Below are 18,406 nucleotides of genomic sequence, written 5' to 3'. Positions count from 1 at the left end.
TATTTTATGGTATTGAGATTTTATTTAACAACTATGTTTACCAACTTCCCGGGCACATAGAACGTGTTGACCAACTGCTTACCTTCTATTAGTTTCTTCACACTTTCAACAGCTCTTTCTTTTATCTGCTCTTCTGTGAAGCCGGCTGGGACGGTGACCTTGCCCCTGACTTTACCGTTGACTTGGACTACTATCGTTATTTCATCTTCTTTTAGTGCCTCTTCGTCGTAGTCCGGCCAGCGTTCTTCGACGATGAGCGTCTCTTTCCCAAGGTCGTGCCACATCTCTTCAGCCATATGCGGTGCGAATGGCGAGATGATCAACGATATCTTCTCTGCTATCTCTCTTAACAACTTCTTACTTGGATTCTCAACGCTTTCAAGGTAATCGGAAAGTTGGTTGTTGAATTCCATCAAACCTGCTATAGCGGTGTTGAATTTGAACCCGCCTTCTATGTCTTCTTTTATCTTCTTAATCATCGCGTGTAGTTTTCGCCTCAGCGCCTTTTCTTCTCTGCCAAATTCTGCCTCTTCAACATCGGACGCGTTTATAATATCAAGCATTTTGTAGTAGTTATTCCACAATCGTTTGACAAATCTGTGCACGCCCTCAATACCCGCATCGCTCCATTCAGCATCTTTTTCTGGTGGTGCCATGAAGAGTATGTACATTCTCAAAGTATCGGCCCCGTATTTTTCGATCATATCGTCAGGCGAGACAACGTTCCCTTTGGACTTACTCATCTTCCAACCATCTTTGTAGATCATACCTTGAGTGAATAAGTTCTGGAATGGTTCGTCAAAACCAACATAACCAAGGTCGTGCAGCACTTTGGTGATGAATCTTGAGTAGAGCAAATGTAAAACAGCATGTTCTACTCCACCTATGTATTGGTCCACCGGTAGCCAATAATTTACGTCGTTTGTGTCAAAAGGCCTGTCTTCCAGTTTGGGATTGACGTACCTTAAGAAATACCACGAACTATCAACGAACGTGTCCATCGTTTCCACTTCACGATGCGCAGGACCTCCGCATTTTGGACACGTTGTGTGCTTGAACTCCTCACTCAGCGTGAGTGGTGATTGACCTGTTGGTAAGAACTCCACATTTTCCGGTAGTTTCACCGGTAAATCTTTCTCCGGCACAGGAACAATACCGCATTTATCGCAGTAAATTATTGGAATTGGAGCTCCCCAGTACCGCTGCCTTGAAATGAGCCAGTCTCTAAGTTTGTATTGAACGCTCTTTTTCCCAAGTCCTTTTTCTTCCATGTATTTGGTAACAGCCTCAATACCTGCCTTGCTCTCTAATCCATCAAACGGACCACTGTTAACCATTATACCTTCTTCTTCGTAAGGTGCTTCTTCTATGTTCCACTCACCATCTTTTGGCTTTATAACTTGCTTGATTGGAAGTCCGTACGCTTTTGCAAAGTCGAAATCGCGCTTGTCGTGTGCAGGAACAGCCATTATCGCACCAGTTCCGTATTCGTACAGTATGTAGTTGGCAACGTAGATTGGTATACGCTCGCCTGTTAGAGGATTAATCGCATATCTACCGAGGAAGACACCCTCTTTCTTTGCTTCTAAGCTAGTACGTTTGAACCTGTCCTCAAGTGCAACTTTTGCCAAGAACTCTTCCACTTCTTTTCTTTTTTCGTCCGTTACAAGTTCAAGCACAAGAGGCGACTCAGGTGCGATCGCCATAAAAGTGACACCGTATATGGTGTCTGGCCTTGTTGTGAAGATCCTAATTTTCTTATCCAAACCTTCAACAGGGAAGTCTACCTCTGCACCTGTACTCTTACCTATCCAGTTCCTTTGCATCGTTTTTACGTGTTCAGGCCAGCCCGGGAGCTTGTCAAGACCTTCGAGGAGTTTTTCCGCATACTCAGTTATTTTGAAGTACCACTGCTCGAGGTGTTTTATTGTAACCGTGGTTCCACACCTTTCACACTTACCATCCTTCACTTGCTCGTTTGCCAAAACTGTTTGACAGCTCGGACACCAGTTAACAGCGCCAGGCTTTTTGTATGCTAAACCCGCCTCGTACAGTTTCAAGAATATCCACTGAGTCCACTTATAGTAGTCCTCATTGCAAGTGATTACCTCTCTGTTCCAGTCGTAGCTAATACCCATCTTTTTTATCTGCCCGCGGATCGTGTTTATGTTATCCATCGTCCATTTTTTCGGATGTATTTTGTGAGCAATTGCCGCGTTCTCGGCAGGTAATCCGAACGCGTCGTAACCAAACGGATGCAAGACGTTGTAACCTTGCATTCTCTTGTATCTTGCAACGATATCACCTATCGTGTAGTTCTTGACGTGACCCACGTGCAACGTTCCGGAAGGATATGGGAACATAACAAGTGCGTAATACTTTGGCTTTTGAGAATACTGAGGTGTTTCGAAAACCTTCTTTTCTTCCCATACTTTCTGCCATTTCGGTTCTATCTCCTGCGGACGATACTCCTTCATAGCTTTCCCTCCAAAGCTCAGTTTTTTGTGATTTTCAGTTTTGGTATTTCTCGATATTTTTCCAATTCTCATACATTATACCATAAAATGCGATTTTTTCACTCATCTTATTTCTGAAAGGAAATTCCCAAGAATTCTAATTTTCTTCACAGAAAATTCATATACATATCTGCACGGAACGACCTTTTTCTGGTATAATTAATACACAAATTTCTGGTATAATTAATACACAAAATTTGCAAATCGGTACAACCCTTTGAAAATCGCAACACGTCTCACCTCAGCCTTATAAAACCAAGATGAAAGGAAGGTGATCAATTGTGGAATATCCGAGTTATTCCAGTAACAAGCCACCATAACTTTCTTACAAAGGAGGGGACGTAGATGAAGGTAAAGATCCAGGTTGATATCCGCAAACTTATCGAGCGCGGTGATTTTCGAACACTTAAGATGTTGCTCGAAGATCAAGACGCAAATGTTATCTACGAGATGATAGAAGAACTTGAGACATCCGAGAAAGCTGTTGTATTCCGCCTTTTGAACAAAGAACTCGCTGCGGAAGTCTTTTCCAAACTTGAGCCCGATGAACAATTCGAACTTGTAAAGATGCTGACTGATGATGAGATAAAATCGATTTTCAAAAACATGGACCCCGCGGATAGGGCTGAACTCCTCGATGAATTGCCTGCCGATGTTGTCACCAAACTGCTCTCGTTCCTCCCAAAAAGCGAAAGGGAACAAACAATAGAAGTGTTGAACTACCCCGAGAATTCAGCTGGGCGATTGATGTCGCCTTATTTCATCTACGTCACGAAATCCATGACCGTTCAGCAGGCACTCGAAAAGGTGCGCAAGTTTGGAAAAGACGCTGAGACAATCTACACGATCTTCGTAGTTGAAGAGGACAGAACGCTCATCGGTACTGTGAAACTGGAAGACTTACTCTTCGCAGAGCCAGATACACTGATTGAAGAGGTATATACTCCTGACCCGATTTACGTTAAGACGACAACTGACCAAGAAGAGGTTGCTGAGTTGATGAAAAAATACGATTTGAATGCTATACCTGTCGTGGACAACGATATGAGACTTGTTGGAATTATAACCATCGATGACATAGTTGATGTTATCGATGAGGAAGCCACAGAGGATATCCACAAGATGGCAGGTATGAACGTTACGACGACTTCGTACTTCCACACTTCTCCTTTGGTCTTCATCAAAAATAGGTTGCCTTGGCTTGTTGGTTTGCTATTATTGGAGAGTGTTAACGCTTTTATCGTCCATGGTTACGAAGAGGTGCTCGCGATGATACCAATTATAGCCGCATTTATGACAACAATGGTTGATGCCGGTGGAAATGCTGGGGGACAAAGTAGCACGCTCATTATCAGGAGTATGGCACTGGGAGATATAGAGCTTAAGGATTGGTGGAAGGTATTTTTGAAAGAATTGCTCGTTGGAAGTATACTTGGTGGGGTTCTTGGTGCTGTACTTTTCATTAGAGGTTTCATGATTTCGAATAATATCATGGTAAATGTTTCCGCAGCGTTCTCGCTTTTCATAATAATTATCTTCGCAAATGTCGTAGGTGCGATGCTACCGTTCTTGGGTAAGTTGATGAAGATAGACCCGGCGGTCATGTCTGGTCCACTTATCACAACCATCACAGACCTAACAGGTATCTGGATATACTTCGAGGTTGTCACACACATGCTCGGTATAAAAAGGTAATATAGGCTCTTTCCGCTTGTCTCCATCGAGGAGGGGTACGTGTGGAAAAGGAAGAACTTGAAAGAAAGCTTTTAGAATCTCTCGAAAAATTAGAAGAGCATTTGAAAAGATATGAAGAAGATTTGGAGAATATCAACGCAAGGTTTCAAAGGCTTCAAGAAGAACTGGACGATGCTTGGAGTTCTATCAGGACCATGGCTATTTTCGTTACGATTGTTTTTGTAGTTATGGCAATTACTTGGTTCTTCCCGTTCCAAGCGGCTGCGTATCACTATCTAAGTATCGATGACATCCAGAGAAAAATAGTTGCGCTGAGTGTTGAAACGTTGGTTTTCGGCCTTGTTTTCATGGTCATGCTGTGGTCGGCACTTTCAAGGAGGTTTAGAAGTTAGCCAATGGACAGGATTATCGTCAAAGGTGCGCGTGTGCATAATTTAAAGAACATCGATGTAGAAATGCCCAAGAACAAACTCGTAGTCATTACCGGACTATCTGGTTCTGGAAAGAGCTCCCTTGCAATGGATACGATTTTTATCGAAGGGCAAAGGCGTTATCTGGAAAGCCTTTCGACATATGCAAGGCAGTTCATCGGTGAGTTGAAAAAGCCAGATGTAGACAGTATCGAGGGGCTTTCTCCGACTATCGCAATAGACCAAAAGAGTGTGTCCCACAACCCGAGGTCTACGGTAGGAACAGTGACGGAGATATACGATTATCTGCGCGTTCTGTACGCACAGATAGGCGTACCGCATTGTCCTCACTGTGGTAGAGAACTTCAAAGGATGTCAGTAGATGAAATCGTGACTCACGTGCAAAAGCACTTTTCAAACAAGCGGATTATGATACTTGCACCTATAGCCCGTGAGAAGAAGGGAACATACAAGGACGAGTTCAATACTTTTCTTAACAGAGGTTACACGAGGGTAGAAGTTGACGGGAAGATATACAGATTGGAAGAGGTTCCTGAGTTAAATAAGAACGTTAGGCATACAATAAACTTGGTTATCGATAGGTTGGACCTTTCCGATACCGACTCGCACAGGCTCTTTCAATCTGTGGAACTCGCTCTAAAAGAGGGTAACGGTTTCGTTTTGGTGAGGTCAGACGACGATGAACACCTTTATTCTGAAAAGCTCTCCTGTCTTTCCTGTGGTTTTTCGATGCCCGAAATAAATCCTAAGTTCTTCTCGTTCAACGCACCGTACGGTGCGTGCCCTGATTGTCACGGCCTTGGTTTCAAACTCGAAGTCGACGAGCGCACTCTTTTTGAGGAAGGCGTCCCCGTCGTCCAAGGGTTGAGGATAGGGCACAAGGCAGATGGATGGCTCCCTAGGAGAATTGAGAGGATAGTGCGCGAGTACGGTGGGGACCCGTACAAATCTTTTGAGGAGCAACCAGAGGAAGCTAAAGAAGCTCTACTCTACGGAACGGAATACTTCGAAGGGCTTATCGCACTTGTGAAAGAACGCTACGAAGAATACACTTCTGAAGAGATGAGAGAGTGGATCGTTCAGAATTTCTTCGTGGAGCGCACTTGTCAGACGTGTAAAGGTAAAAGACTCAGGCAAGAAGCGTTGAGCGTTACGATCAAGGGATTGAGTATCATAGATTTTACAGACCTTCCAATCTCAAGGGAATTGGAAATTATAAGAAGTTTACCTAAAGAGCTTTCGGAAAAGCAGATGGAAGCTGTGAGGGAACTGCTACACGAAATCGAGAAACGACTGGATTTCTTGGAACAGGTCGGGCTGGGTTATCTGAGTCTTTCAAGAAATGTGCGGACGCTGTCAGGCGGGGAAGCGCAAAGAATAAGGCTCGCAACCCAGATAGGTTCGAGATTGACTGGCGTAATATACGTGCTTGACGAACCGACCATAGGACTTCACCAAAGGGATAACAATAGGCTCATATCGATGCTCAAAGAATTGCGAGATTTAGGAAATACTGTGCTCGTTGTTGAGCACGATGAAGAGGTCATTAGGAGTGCAGACTACATCGTCGATGTAGGTCCTCGAGCAGGTGTTAACGGAGGGCATATAGTTTATTCTGGAACACTCGACGGACTTATCAGTTGCGAGGAATCTATAACTGGAAAGTACCTTTCGGGCAAATTGAAGATAGAAGTTCCCAAAGTGAGAAGAAAAGGGAACGGGAATTATATTAGAATAGTCGGAGCGAGGCACAACAATCTGAAGAATATAACCGTTGATTTTCCACTTGGAACATTCATATGCGTTACAGGTGTGAGCGGTTCCGGTAAGAGTTCATTGATAATTGATACACTCTATCCAGCCATCGCCAATAAGTTGCACAAAACACGGTACGAAGTCGGAGAACACGACAGGATAGAAGGGCTCGAGCATATCGATAAGATCATCGCTATCGACCAGTCACCGATAGGTAGAACGCCACGCAGTAACCCCGCAACTTATACGAAGGTCTTCGACGCTATAAGGGAATTGTTCGCAATGACCCCGGAAGCGAAGGCGCGCGGATACGATAAAGGACGGTTCAGTTTCAATGTCAAAGGTGGACGGTGTGAAGCTTGCGGTGGACAAGGCGTTGTCAAAATCGAGATGATGTTCCTACCAGAAGTCTACGTCGAATGTGAGGTCTGCAAGGGTAAGAGGTACAATTCAGAGACACTGGAAGTGACGTACAAAGGTAAGAACATCGCAGATGTTTTGGATATGACCGTTGATGAGGCACTTGAGTTTTTCCAAAATATCCCAACGATTCGGGAGACACTGCAAGTGCTTTCCGATGTGGGACTTGGATACATCAAACTCGGACAGCCGGCCACAACGCTCTCCGGTGGCGAGGCACAGCGGGTGAAGTTGGCTTCCGAGCTTAGAAAGAAGGCAACGGGTAGAACGCTATACATACTCGACGAACCAACGGTAGGGCTACATTTCGATGACGTAAAAAGGCTCATAGAGGTGCTCAACAGGCTTGTTGATAAAGGTAACACGGTTATCGTTATCGAACACAACCTCGATGTCATTAAGTCAGCCGACTACGTAATTGACCTTGGACCTGAAGGCGGAGATGATGGAGGATACGTCGTTGCAACTGGTACTCCTGAAGAAGTCGCGAAAGTTGAAAGGTCATGGACCGGGAAGTACCTAAAAATGGTTCTGTCAAATTCAGATAAGCTAGACAAAATTCCATCTTTGATATGTTGCAGTGAGGGGGAAGCATCGTGAGTACTTTGAATAGTGATAAGAAAAATATCGAAAAATTGAGAATCTACGTTGCTTCAAAGAATAATCACAAGATCGAAGAAATTAAACTCGTTATTCCAGAGTTTGTGATGCTCGAAACGGTAGATTGGGAAGTAGATGTTGAAGAGACCGGTGAAACGTTCATTGAAAACTCCATTATCAAAGCTATCGAGTACGGTAAAGAAATAGGGCAGCCTGTCATCGCTGATGATTCTGGTCTTTCTATTGACGTGCTGGGTGGATTTCCAGGTGTTATGAGTGCCAGGTACCTTGAAGATGCCAGTTATGTTGAGAAGATGGAAAGTATCCTTCAATTGATGAGGAATTACGAAGAACGTAGTGCGAGGTTCGTCTGTGCCGCTACGTATTTCAATCCTATTAAGAACTTCTTGATTTCTGTAGAAGGTTACGTCGAAGGCACGATCAGTAGGGAAATACGTGGGGACAAAGGTTTTGGATATGACCCGATATTCATACCAAAAGGTTACGATAAAACGTTCGGTGAACTCGGTGAGGAAGTGAAGAAAGTTATCAGTCACAGAAGCGTCGCTTTTAGAAAGCTTTTCGATGCACTTGTAAAAGTTGGAGAGATAGGCTCATGAATTACGAAAAGGAGTTTATCATCAATGCGGAAAGGATTTTAACCCCCAGCGTTCAAGCCCCTGTAAGAGGGGAAGGGATGAGAAAGATCGAGGAATATTTGGAAAGAGATATCGTCATTAGGGACGGTAGAATTGTTGATTTACGTCCGCACAAGAATGCAGATGTGAAGGCCAAGCTCGTCACTCCAGGGCTGTTCGATGCGCATACACATATTCCTTTCGTCGGCTCTCGTGCAAAGGAATTTTACATGCGCGCTCGAGGAAAGACGTATCTTGAAATCCTCCAAGCCGGTGGTGGTATACACTATACTTCACATCTTGTAAGATTGGCGTCTGAAGACGAGCTTTACAGCGTTTCCGCTTCCTACATCGCAGAGTTTACAAAACACGGTGTGGTTGGAATAGAGTGTAAAAGCGGATATGGGCTGGATAAGGAAAATGAGTTAAAGCAATTAAGAGTCATAAAACAACTTAAGGAAACGCTTCCCAATAAAATCGCTTCCACGTTCCTTGGCTTACACGCAAAGCCAAAAGAGAAATCCGTTGGTGAATACATCTCCGAAATGGAGGAACTACTCGCTGAGATTTCGAAAGAAAGGCTTGCCGATTTTGTCGATGTGTTCTGCGACAAAGGAGCGTATCTACCTGAGGAGATAGAGGATTTTTTGAAATTTTCAAAATCACTTGGTTTCAAGATACGTTTGCACGCTGATGAGATAGAAAATGTGGGCGCAGCAAGGTTTGGAGCGCGCTTGGAAGCAGTTAGTGTTGATCACGTCTTAAAAGTTACGAAGGAAGATATCCAGGAGCTGTCAAATAGCAATACGATGGTTACTTTGATGCCCAACACAAGCTTTTATCTGGGTGAATCGTTCGCACCGGCAAGAGAAATAATAGACTCTGGAATACCTGTAGCCTTAGGCTCCGATTTCAACCCCGGTTCTGCCCCTATTTTCATGCCGAGTTTTGTCATGCACCTTGCGATAAGGTTTTTGAAGATGGAACCAGAGGAGGTACTGACCGCTTACACGGTCAATTCCGCACACCTTCTTGGTTTTGATTCCGGACTTGTAAGGCCAGGCTATCCAGCGGATTTGGTGCTTTGGAAAACTAACGAGTTTTTGAATATTCCCTATATGTGGCAAGAGAACTTTGTAGAGCACGTTTTGATAAACGGAAGGATGGTCGTGTAGTTAATGGCAGAAAGGAAATTGTTGAGAGTTGTTGACGTCGTCTTGGTTATAGTAGTCGTTGCTGTGGGAGTTGGTTGGTATCTGTTTGATTACGTGTTCAGCCACAAAAAGGCAGCGAGTTACCAGTTACAGAGTGGCGCAATTTCTGTAAGGATCCAAGGTGAAGAGGTTCTAAGAGTAAATGAACCAGGTGATTGGATCATTAAAAACAAAGATGGCAAGTACGTCACGACTTTGCATTTCGACGGACAGAAGGTCTGGGTTACCGAGTCGAATTGTCCTGATAAGATCTGCGAAAAGACAGGCAAAGTGGGACCAGGAGGGAGTATAATTTGCGTGCCAAACAGGATGATAATAGAGTTCAAAAAAGAAAAGCACAAGAACGCGGTAGACACAGAAACGTGGTAGTTTTTGGAACGATGATAGCCCTGAGTAGTGTGGTTTACGTGGTTGAAGGGTTAGTACCATTTCCTGTGCCAGGTGGTAAATGGGGATTTTCAAACTTTCTTGTGCTTTATCTGTCAGTTTTTTCTGGTCTTTCCGATGCACTGCTCCTTGCTGTTTCTAAATCTTTACTTGGTTCGATTCTTTCAGGTACGATATTCACACCGGGTTTTTTCATGGGTTTTTTCGGTAGTATCGCCTCTGCAGTTGTTCAAAGCCTGTTTTCGAGAGTTAAACTATTTGGTGTTTTCGGGATAAGTATTCTGGGTATGGTAACGAACAACTTGGTGCAGTTTGTTGTAGGAAGTTTCCTCATCGGCTCAAATGCTATTTTTGTCTTTCTGCCCTTGGTAATGACGCTTGGTACACTGGGTGCACTTGCAAACGCTTACCTGGCTGTGAAGACGCATAAGATTATGTTGGATATGAAAATGCCAAAAGAGGGGGTGGAAAAATGATCAGACGGTCTGATTTTCCAAAAGATTTTATTTTTGGTACGGCAACGGCGGCTTATCAAATTGAAGGAGCTGCAAACGAGGATGGTAGAGGTCCATCAATCTGGGATGTCTTTTCTCATACGCCCGGTAAAACGTTAAATGGTGACAATGGAGACGTTGCATGTGATCACTACCATAGGTACAAAGAAGATATTAAGCTAATGAAGGAAATAGGTTTGGATGCCTATAGGTTTTCGATCTCATGGCCTCGAGTGATGCCGGATGGGAAGAACATCAATCAAAAAGGTGTTGATTTTTACAACAGACTCGTCGATGAGCTTTTGGAAAACGATATTGTACCGTTTATCACACTCTACCACTGGGATTTGCCTTACGCATTGTACGAAAAAGGTGGTTGGTTAAATCCAGATATAGCACTCTATTTCAGAGCTTATGCAACGTTCATGTTCAATGAACTTGGTGACCGCGTAAAACACTGGATTACGCTCAATGAACCGTGGTGTTCGTCTTTCTTGGGCTACTTCACCGGAGAGCATGCACCTGGACATAAGGATCTTCAAGAGGCACTAATCGCAGCACACAATCTTTTGAGAGCCCATGGTCATGCAGTCCAAGCGTTTAGGGAAGAAGTGAAGGATGGAAAAGTAGGTTTGACTAACGTGGTGATGAAAATAGAGCCCGGTGATTCAAAACCGGAAAGTTTCCTTGTTGCAAGTCTTGTTGATAAGTTTGTCAACGCTTGGTACCATGATCCGGTTGTTTTCGGTAAATACCCCGAGGAAGCTGTTGCAATCTATTTAGAAAAGGGGTTGCAGATCCTAGATAGCGATATGAATATCATAGCCACACCGATAGACTTCTTCGGTGTGAATTACTACACGCGAACGCTTGTCATTTTTGATCCAAACAACCCGCTTGGATTTTCGTACGTGCAAGGAGACCTCCCAAAAACGGAGATGGGCTGGGAGATTTATCCACAAGGATTATTCGACATGCTAGTTTATCTGAAAGAAAGGTACAGATTGCCGCTTTACATAACCGAGAACGGTATGGCAGGCCCTGACAAGCTGGAGAATGGTAGAGTTCAAGATACATACAGGATAGAGTATTTGGAGAAACACTTTGAAAAGGCTTTGGAGGCTATCAATGCAGGCGTGGATTTGAAAGGTTACTTCATCTGGTCTTTGATGGATAACTTCGAATGGGCTTATGGTTATTCAAAGCGGTTCGGTATAATTTATGTCGACTATAACACTCAAAAGAGGATATTGAAGGATTCCGCATTGTGGTTAAAAGAATTTCTAAAATCATAAAAAGAAAGCCCCGACAGGGGCTTTCTTTTTTGAGTTTTTTCTATTTCAATGTGTATAATCTTTCTTTTGGATTTACAATCTCCGTTATACGTACGCCAAAGTTTTCGTCGATGACTACAACTTCTCCGCGGGCAATTAGTTTGTTGTTTACGTAGATATCAACAGGCTCACCAGTGAGTTTGTCAAGTTCTATGAGTGAACCTATTCCAAGCTCCATGACTTCCTTCAACGTAAGTTTCGTTCGACCGAGTTCAACTGTGACATTCAGCGGTACGTCGAAGAGTAACTGCAGTCTTTCATCGAGCACCTGTGGCCTTTCCGAAGGTTGCTGAGCCTTTCCAAAGTCTTCAAATTGGACAGGTCTTGCCGCAACCGCTTGTTTTTCTTCTCTTCTCGGAGCCGGCGGAACATATGTAGCTGTTGATTTTGATGCAGAGACTTGAGAACTTTGTGAAGTTGCTGTAGCTGTCTGCTTTTGCTCAACTTCTTGAGAACCAAATATCAATTCGTACAGTTTCTTAACAAATGGAATAGGCATCGCTAAGAAAAACTTCGCAGGTTGCAACTCTTCTATTGTCATTGTAAATGTTGCCTTTGCTACTCTGTCTTCATCATTGCCGATAGGTGGGAATTTTACGCTCGGATCGTCGAAGTTCAAGATCTCAGCTGTCGGTGGAGTGATACTGACCGGTTTTTTTATCATTTCAGAAAGAGAGGTGGCTGCTGAGCCCATCATCTGGTTCATGGCTTCAGCAACAGCGCTCAATTTGAATTCATCAAGTTCATAACTTTCAGGTTTACCAAGTCCACCCATCATTATGTTCGCAATCTCCGATGCCAGCTGCTTTTCGAGAACCATAGCGTTGAGTCCTTCGATCTCTCCTTCAAAATGTATCGTTACACATACCTTTTCGCCGGATACACTATTTCTCAGTTCTTTGAGAGTCATAACCTCAACTTCAGGTGTTGAGATCTCGACCTTTCTCCCCAGAATGTTAGATAGCGCAGTGGCACCCGCTCCAAGGATTATATTTCCAACTTCTCCAACCATTGATTTCTCGATATCTGAGAGGCCTTCACCTTGTACGACTTGTTTGAGCAACGCGTCTAATTCCTCTTGGCTTAAGAAATCATCGGCGATCATTCTTCTTCACCTTCCTCTTTAGGCTCTTCAACCACATCGGTGATTTTCACTGCGTAGTTTCCTTTGTATTGACCCGGCTTTCCCAAGAACTTAGTCCGACCATTGACTTCTACTTTTATTGGTTCATCGTAGTGTTCTTTGAGCCTTATTACATCCCCAATCTCAAGTGTTAAGATTTCACCCAAGGTTAATACCGTCTCTCCAATGATTGCAATAACATCTATCTTAGTTCTTTGTAGATTTTCTCTGAGTTTTTCGATGTGTTCCTCCGTTGCTTCTTTCTGTTTCACTTTGAACCAACTTTGCGTTGTGAGTTTTTCGCCTATTGGCTCTATCACAGAAGATGGCCAGCAAATACTCATGTAGCCCTCGACTTTTCCGAAACTTACGAAGAACGTTATCGCCATGACCATTTCACTACTGGGGACGATTTGTACAAACTGGGGGTTGGTTTCCGTGGACTCGATAACTGGAATGAACGGATGCACGGACATCCAGGCTTGCGAAAGTGCCGTGAGCAAGTTTGCAACTTCTTTTTTTATTACTCCCATTTCGATCTCGGTTGGTATCCTCTTAACATCGCCTGGTTCTCCAGGACCTCCCAGAAGTACATCAAGAATGCCATAGAATATTTCCAAACTCATGTTGAATATAGCACTACCTACTAATTCCCTGGCTGTAAAGATCGTTATGAAAGATGGATTACCGATTGACTTCATGTATTCGTCGTAAGTCAACTGGTCTATACCAACGACGTTTACCGATGTGAACGACCTCAACTTACCTGAAAGATAGGTGGAAGTGCTTCGGGCGAAGTTTTCATGGATCATCTGTACTGTTCTGATTTGCTCTTTTGAAAATTTTTGAGGTCGTAAAAAATCGTACGTGCGAATCTTTTTCTCTTCGCCCTCTTTTTTCACTTCTTCTATGTTAACTTCTCCTTGCGAAAGCGCAGCCAGTAATCGGTCTATTTCCTCTTGGCTCAGTACATCTGGCAAACCCAACGACCTCCCATCAAAGGTGCTCTCAAATCTTTATTGCACTGTGCTTATCGCTTTTATGTATATATAAACATTCAACACGCCCAGTTTTTCTTTTTCACCCGTAAATCCCGTGATCTGATTAACCGCTTCTCTGATCTGCTTCTTTAACAAGTCTAATCCTGCTGGGGTGACAAGGTCAAATCTTTCTTTACTCAAGAATATCGTTGCAAGTGCGTCCATTATCTCGTCGTTTTTTTCAGCAACAGCTGCCCTGCACGGGTCACTCCCGACAAGTAGCGTCAAGGAGTCAATGACCGCAACATCCCTTCCACCTTTAAGCATGAAAGTTTGATATTTTCCAGGAGAAATGACAACAGCTTTTATCTGGACAGGTGCAGTGGTTGTTTTTTCTTCCTGTGCTTGACTTGGTTGTCTGTTCGAACCAAGAACAAAGAGGACCACCAAAGTCACAACTAATGAAACTACCAGCGGTACTATGACCATTTTTATTAAATTTGCCAATCCGCCTTTACTTTTAGGTTGTTCTTGCCGTTGTTCAACTTCTTCAGGCATACTTTGCCCTCCTTAAATCAGAATCAATAACCTTTTGTCTCTCTTTTGATCACTATCTCTATCTTTCTGTATTTAGCACGTGTCTTTTCTACATCGATATTGTAGTTTTTGGTAAGCTCTACTCGTTTCTTTTGGTATTCCTCATATGATATTTTACCACTTTCGTAATCACTTTGCAGTTTGGAAATATCGTAATCGTAATTGGCCTTTATCGATTTCAACTCTTTGTTTACGTCTACATCACCTTTACCTATCGGGACAAATCTGTCAGGTGAATAAAAATAATCGATGTCAAATAAACCGGACCTTATCTCAGAATACCTCAAAGCGTATCGCTTTTGCTTTAATTCTGTAAGCATGAAATTGACCACGGAAGCGGCACGTGCGCAACTTAGATGCCAGTTCGATGGATATATCGAGTCTGGAGTTGTTGGCCTATCATCCGCGTACCCTCTAACTTCTATGATGTTCGACGTGTGTTCCAAAATCATAGCCCCAAGTTTTTCAATTATTTCCTTTGCTTCTGCTGTTAGCCTTGCACTTCCTGTCTCAAAGATTTTAAAGTTCGTTAGTGTAATGAGTGTTCCTTCGTCCCGTTCTTCTATGGTTACCTTCCCTTTGTACTCCTCCGATACTCTCAGTAGTTCCTGATACACGCCCGGTTTAGTTGAAATCAACGCCTCTTCACTCATTGTTTGGCCGCCTGTAAGAACACTCGGCGGGTTACCGCTGAGTGCAAGAGTTAGACCAACAACGACCTGTTGGAATTTTCCAGGGCTTATGCTCGACATTGAAAACAACAACACGAAGAACGTTAGTAATAATGTGACCATATCACCGTACGTGTTAAGCCACTCAGGAACCGCTTTACAGACACACTTTTCTTTTTTAGCCATTAAGCGCCAGCCCCCTGAACTTGGGCTTCGTATTTTGCTTTCTCCGCTGTCGGTAAGTACGATTTGAGCTTTTCTTCAAGTACCCTCGGGTTTTCTCCAGACTGAATAGATAGCACGCCTTCAAGTATCATTCTTCTGGCAATTTCGATATCAGCTGCACGTTTCGCTATCTTTTCTGCTACGGGAATACCGACGATGTTAGCCAATATCGAACCATAAAGCGTGGTTATCAAGGCAACGGCCATCGATGGACCCAGTGTTTCCGGGTTATTCAATGTATTCAACATTTGGATCAATCCAACAAGTGTTCCGATCATACCAAAAGCTGGTCCAAACGTTCCAAGGGAATCGAAAAACGCCTTTTGGTCTAACATCTCAGAAGTTGTCATATCAATTTCTATTTCCATCATCGAGCGCAGAACTTCTGGCTCTGTTCCATCAACAACCAGCTGAACGGCCTTTCTAAAGAACGGATCTTGAATTTCTTCCAAGTTCGCCTCAAGAGAAAGCAGACCTTCCCTTCTTGCTTTTTCTGAGAAAGACACAAGTGTTCTTAAGGTGCCAATATAATCGATTTTTGGCTCTTTGATCGCGTTCGTTATGACTTTAGCGATACCAAAGACCACAACCTTTTTGTTTGCTGTTATAGCAGAAGAAATCGCTCCACCCACCGTGATGATGACGGAAGGGATATTGATGAACGTTGCGAAGTCACCACTACCGCTTAGTATACCGAATACCATCATACCAAAACCGAGAATAACACCAATTAAAACCGTTATATCCATTACTCCTCACCTACCATCGGTGGTAAGAATATCTGCTTTTTGTATTCCATAATGCGCTTGACCACTTCTTGCACTGGTTCGAGCACGATGTACTTTTTCCCATTGTACAAAGTGATCGTTGTGTCCGGATTGGCTTCGATTTTTTCGATGTATTCAGCGTTTAAATAGAACTCTTTACCATTAAGTGCCGTCAGCTTTATCAAATTTTTCACCTCTATAGGTTTCAGATTACTCAGATTGCACTATAGGATTATCTTCTGAGGTTCACCACTTCTTGGAGTATCTGGTCTGCCGTTGTAATTGTTCTTGCGTTCGCTTGGAAACCTCTTTGAGCGATTATCAGTTTGGTGAACTCCTCTGAGAGGTCAACGTTCGACATTTCCAAAGCACCTGCAACAAGTGATCCAAATCCACCCTTACCGGGTTGACCTATGCGAGCTGTTCCACTGTTTGCACTCTCTCCATAAAGTGAGTTACCGAGTTCAAGCAAGCCCGCTGGATTGTTGAATGTGGCAAGTGCAACTTTTCCAAGAACATCAACTAAACCGTTAGTAAATGAACCGATGATGTCTCCATTTTCAGAAATCGAGAACGATTCTAGAACACCTTGGGCATTACCATCCTGCATTTTGACAAACGCATCCGCAAGCGCAGCGAATTGCGTCATGCTGTTCAAATCTAGTTTGATTTTCACTATTCCGTCACCGTTTTCCCCTGCGTTGAACATGATAGCATCTATATTTTCTCCCTCAGCAATTTGCCCCGTGTTTGGATCAAACGAATTGACACCAAGTAGTCTTCCTGTTTTATCGAACCTCAATACACCAAAACTACCACCTGTGATCTCTGTTCCGGTATCGTAATTGGAAAGGTATTTTATGTTCTCACCTGTTGCACTTCTAATCCTGAATGCCCACGCGTTTTCGTTGTTTCCGTAAACTGCTGCAAGTTTTACAAAGTCAATGTAAAGCGTGTACGGATTTCCAAGAGAATCGTAAACCTGTGTCGATGTCGTGTAGAATGGCGATTTGAATGAGACCACAGAGAAGTTCGTTGGGTTATCTGCTTCGTAGAACCGTGGCTCACCAGCTCCAGGAATTGTGAGTTGATCAACTTTTGATGGTTGGTAAACGACATCCTGGTAAGAATTTCCACTTGCTAAGTTCGCATCGTAAATTGTGTTGTCGCCGTTAAGCAAAAGCACGTTGTAAGTTCCAATTGCGTTACCTGTAACAGCGTCCCTGATTACTCTAACAACACCGTATTTACCTTGTGTGTACTCAAAATTAATTCTTCCGTTACCACCATCGTCAACAGCGGTGACAACTTCCGAACCAAGTGTCTTTCCGTTGACAACAACGCGCACTCTGTACTGCCGACCAGCAACGAGATTTGCGTTGGTTAAGCTCTGCGTTCCAGCACTGTTTATATCTTGTGCAGCAATACCGCTAACCGGTGTTCCATCAAGATTTTCAACCACGTACTGTACTGTGTAGTTCCTTGTGAGTTGACCGGACGTTGTTACTCCTACATTAGAGCTGTCAAGCTCTAAATCAAGGGGAGCTACTTCTTGTGTTGAAGCGGCAATTTCCACAAAATAGTTCTGACCATCTATGAGTTTCTCACTTACGATAGCCTCAGTAACACTTCCATTTAGGACGTTTCTGGATACTGTATCAACTATCCTTCCCTGATTATCCCTTATAATGAAAAGGTAATTCCCATCCTGCTGCTGGATAGGTTCTGTAAGAGTTAGAGCACCAGAAGAAGCTGTTCCTGAGAGCTTCTGCTTAACAGCTCCTGCACTAACGACGTTTCCGAACTTGTCAAACTTTATGTAAATTCTGCCATCGATTTTATCGTCCAGATTGGCATCTATCTTACCGAGGTAGATCTGGTAATCACTGAAAGTGTCTTGGAGTCCTCCGAAGTCTCTTTCAAATGTAACCTTCGTGTTAATAGCCCTACCACCGTAACCGTTAATTGCGATAACGAATTTCTCTGGCCCAACTCTTGCATCAAGATTTCCCGCCAAGACCATCCTTGAGGTTTGTTTTGCCGCCATGCTGAGACCAGCCGATATCTGGATGTTACCAATTGGTTTGTTTGTGTCGACAAATCTTCTACCACTTGTGGGATCAACTTCGGCAACCCATCCTTGTAATTTCAAACCTGTAGTTGGCTGAACCACCGTTCCATTCAGGTCTAAATCAAAATTACCAGCCCTCGTGTAGAAGTACCTTTGCCCATTCGAAAGGACGAAGAATCCCTCACCTTGTATAGCCAAATCTGTTTTCTTACCGGTGTTTTGGAAACTTCCTTGGTTCATTATCTTGTCGATCGATGCAACACGTATACCGTACCCGATTTGCTTTGGGTTCGTTCCACCAGTTCTATCCGTTGCCCTTCTGGACATATCGAGAATCTGTGAAAAGTTCGTCGCGTAGGTGACCCTCGCACCCTTAAAACCTATCGTGTTGACGTTTGCAATGTTGTTGCTTACCACATCAATCTCTTGTTGGAATCCTTGAAGTCCAGATACACCACTGTAAAGAGACCTCATCATATATCCTCACC

Annotated in this window: 16 protein-coding genes; 8 read left to right on the top strand and 8 right to left on the bottom strand. The window is 43.5% G+C overall.

The features are described 5' to 3' along the window. Nucleotides 1-20: 20 nt before the first annotated feature. Nucleotides 21-2,477: a leucine--tRNA ligase gene (leuS, locus tag NA23_RS00235; protein WP_033191539.1), complete on the bottom strand. Its 2,457-nt coding sequence runs from the start codon at nt 2,475-2,477 to the stop codon at nt 21-23. A 384-nt stretch (nt 2,478-2,861) separates the two neighbouring features. Between leuS and mgtE the strand changes: the two genes are divergently transcribed. The 8 genes from mgtE to NA23_RS00195 all read left to right on the top strand — a co-directional run bounded on the left by mgtE (nt 2,862) and on the right by NA23_RS00195 (nt 11,445). Then, nucleotides 2,862-4,211 carry a magnesium transporter gene (gene mgtE, locus NA23_RS00230; RefSeq protein ID WP_033191540.1) on the top strand — a complete coding sequence of 450 codons (1,350 nt, stop codon included), beginning with the start codon at nt 2,862-2,864 and terminating at the stop codon, nt 4,209-4,211. 41 nt (nt 4,212-4,252) lie between these two features. After that, nucleotides 4,253-4,603 carry a hypothetical protein gene (locus NA23_RS00225; protein WP_033191541.1) on the top strand — a complete coding sequence of 117 codons (351 nt, stop codon included), beginning with the start codon at nt 4,253-4,255 and terminating at the stop codon, nt 4,601-4,603. 3 nt (nt 4,604-4,606) lie between these two features. After that, complete coding sequence (gene uvrA, locus NA23_RS00220; protein WP_033191542.1) at nt 4,607-7,417, top strand: excinuclease ABC subunit UvrA; 2,811 nt, start codon at nt 4,607-4,609, stop codon at nt 7,415-7,417. A gap of 26 nt (nt 7,418-7,443) precedes the next feature. Beyond that, nucleotides 7,444-8,037 carry an RdgB/HAM1 family non-canonical purine NTP pyrophosphatase gene (gene rdgB, locus NA23_RS00215; RefSeq protein WP_033192549.1) on the top strand — a complete coding sequence of 198 codons (594 nt, stop codon included), beginning with the start codon at nt 7,444-7,446 and terminating at the stop codon, nt 8,035-8,037. 77 nt (nt 8,038-8,114) lie between these two features. Further along, nucleotides 8,115-9,230 (top strand): imidazolonepropionase, encoded by a 1,116-nt coding sequence (gene hutI, locus NA23_RS00210; RefSeq protein WP_236938396.1) that lies wholly within the window; start codon nt 8,115-8,117, stop codon nt 9,228-9,230. A gap of 3 nt (nt 9,231-9,233) precedes the next feature. Continuing rightward, on the top strand, nt 9,234-9,638 hold the full coding sequence (locus tag NA23_RS00205) for a NusG domain II-containing protein (protein ID WP_033191544.1): 405 nt from the start codon (nt 9,234-9,236) through the stop codon (nt 9,636-9,638). Then, the gene (locus NA23_RS00200; RefSeq protein WP_241685504.1) at nt 9,563-10,132 is read left to right on the top strand and encodes a Gx transporter family protein; all 570 of its coding nucleotides are present in this window, start codon (nt 9,563-9,565) and stop codon (nt 10,130-10,132) included. Before NA23_RS00205 ends, NA23_RS00200 begins: the two co-directional genes overlap by 76 nt. Further along, nucleotides 10,132-11,445, top strand: coding sequence for a GH1 family beta-glucosidase (locus NA23_RS00195; protein ID WP_084384105.1), 1,314 nt, complete (start codon nt 10,132-10,134; stop codon nt 11,443-11,445). The genes NA23_RS00200 and NA23_RS00195 overlap by 1 nt, the downstream gene beginning before the upstream one ends. A 40-nt stretch (nt 11,446-11,485) precedes the next feature. Here the strand turns inward: NA23_RS00195 and fliY are convergent, their stop codons facing one another. From fliY to NA23_RS00160, 7 genes are read right to left on the bottom strand one after another with little or no spacing between them, the layout of a single operon-like run. Beyond that, nucleotides 11,486-12,589: a flagellar motor switch phosphatase FliY gene (fliY, locus tag NA23_RS00190; protein WP_033191546.1), complete on the bottom strand. Its 1,104-nt coding sequence runs from the start codon at nt 12,587-12,589 to the stop codon at nt 11,486-11,488. Continuing rightward, nucleotides 12,586-13,587, bottom strand: coding sequence for a flagellar motor switch protein FliM (gene fliM, locus NA23_RS00185; protein ID WP_033191547.1), 1,002 nt, complete (start codon nt 13,585-13,587; stop codon nt 12,586-12,588). The genes fliY and fliM overlap by 4 nt, the downstream gene beginning before the upstream one ends. Before the next feature lie 36 nt (nt 13,588-13,623). Continuing rightward, a complete protein-coding gene (locus NA23_RS00180) occupies nt 13,624-14,145 on the bottom strand; it encodes a flagellar basal body-associated FliL family protein (RefSeq protein WP_033191548.1) in 522 nt (173 codons plus the stop codon). Between the two features lie 23 nt (nt 14,146-14,168). Further along, a complete protein-coding gene (locus NA23_RS00175; protein ID WP_033191549.1) occupies nt 14,169-15,041 on the bottom strand; it encodes a flagellar motor protein MotB in 873 nt (290 codons plus the stop codon). Continuing rightward, nucleotides 15,041-15,829 carry a motility protein A gene (locus NA23_RS00170; RefSeq protein WP_033191550.1) on the bottom strand — a complete coding sequence of 263 codons (789 nt, stop codon included), beginning with the start codon at nt 15,827-15,829 and terminating at the stop codon, nt 15,041-15,043. The genes NA23_RS00175 and NA23_RS00170 overlap by 1 nt, the downstream gene beginning before the upstream one ends. Continuing rightward, on the bottom strand, nt 15,829-16,032 hold the full coding sequence (locus tag NA23_RS00165; RefSeq protein WP_033191551.1) for a flagellar FlbD family protein: 204 nt from the start codon (nt 16,030-16,032) through the stop codon (nt 15,829-15,831). The genes NA23_RS00170 and NA23_RS00165 overlap by 1 nt, the downstream gene beginning before the upstream one ends. 47 nt (nt 16,033-16,079) lie before the next feature. Beyond that, the gene (locus NA23_RS00160) at nt 16,080-18,395 is read right to left on the bottom strand and encodes a flagellar hook-basal body complex protein (RefSeq protein WP_033191552.1); all 2,316 of its coding nucleotides are present in this window, start codon (nt 18,393-18,395) and stop codon (nt 16,080-16,082) included. Nucleotides 18,396-18,406: the final 11 nt, after the last annotated feature.

Origin of the sequence: Fervidobacterium islandicum (assembly GCF_000767275.3) — a bacterium.
Taxonomy (GTDB): Bacteria; Thermotogota; Thermotogae; order Thermotogales; family Fervidobacteriaceae; genus Fervidobacterium; species Fervidobacterium islandicum.
This window is presented reverse-complemented; position numbering and strand designations above follow the sequence as displayed.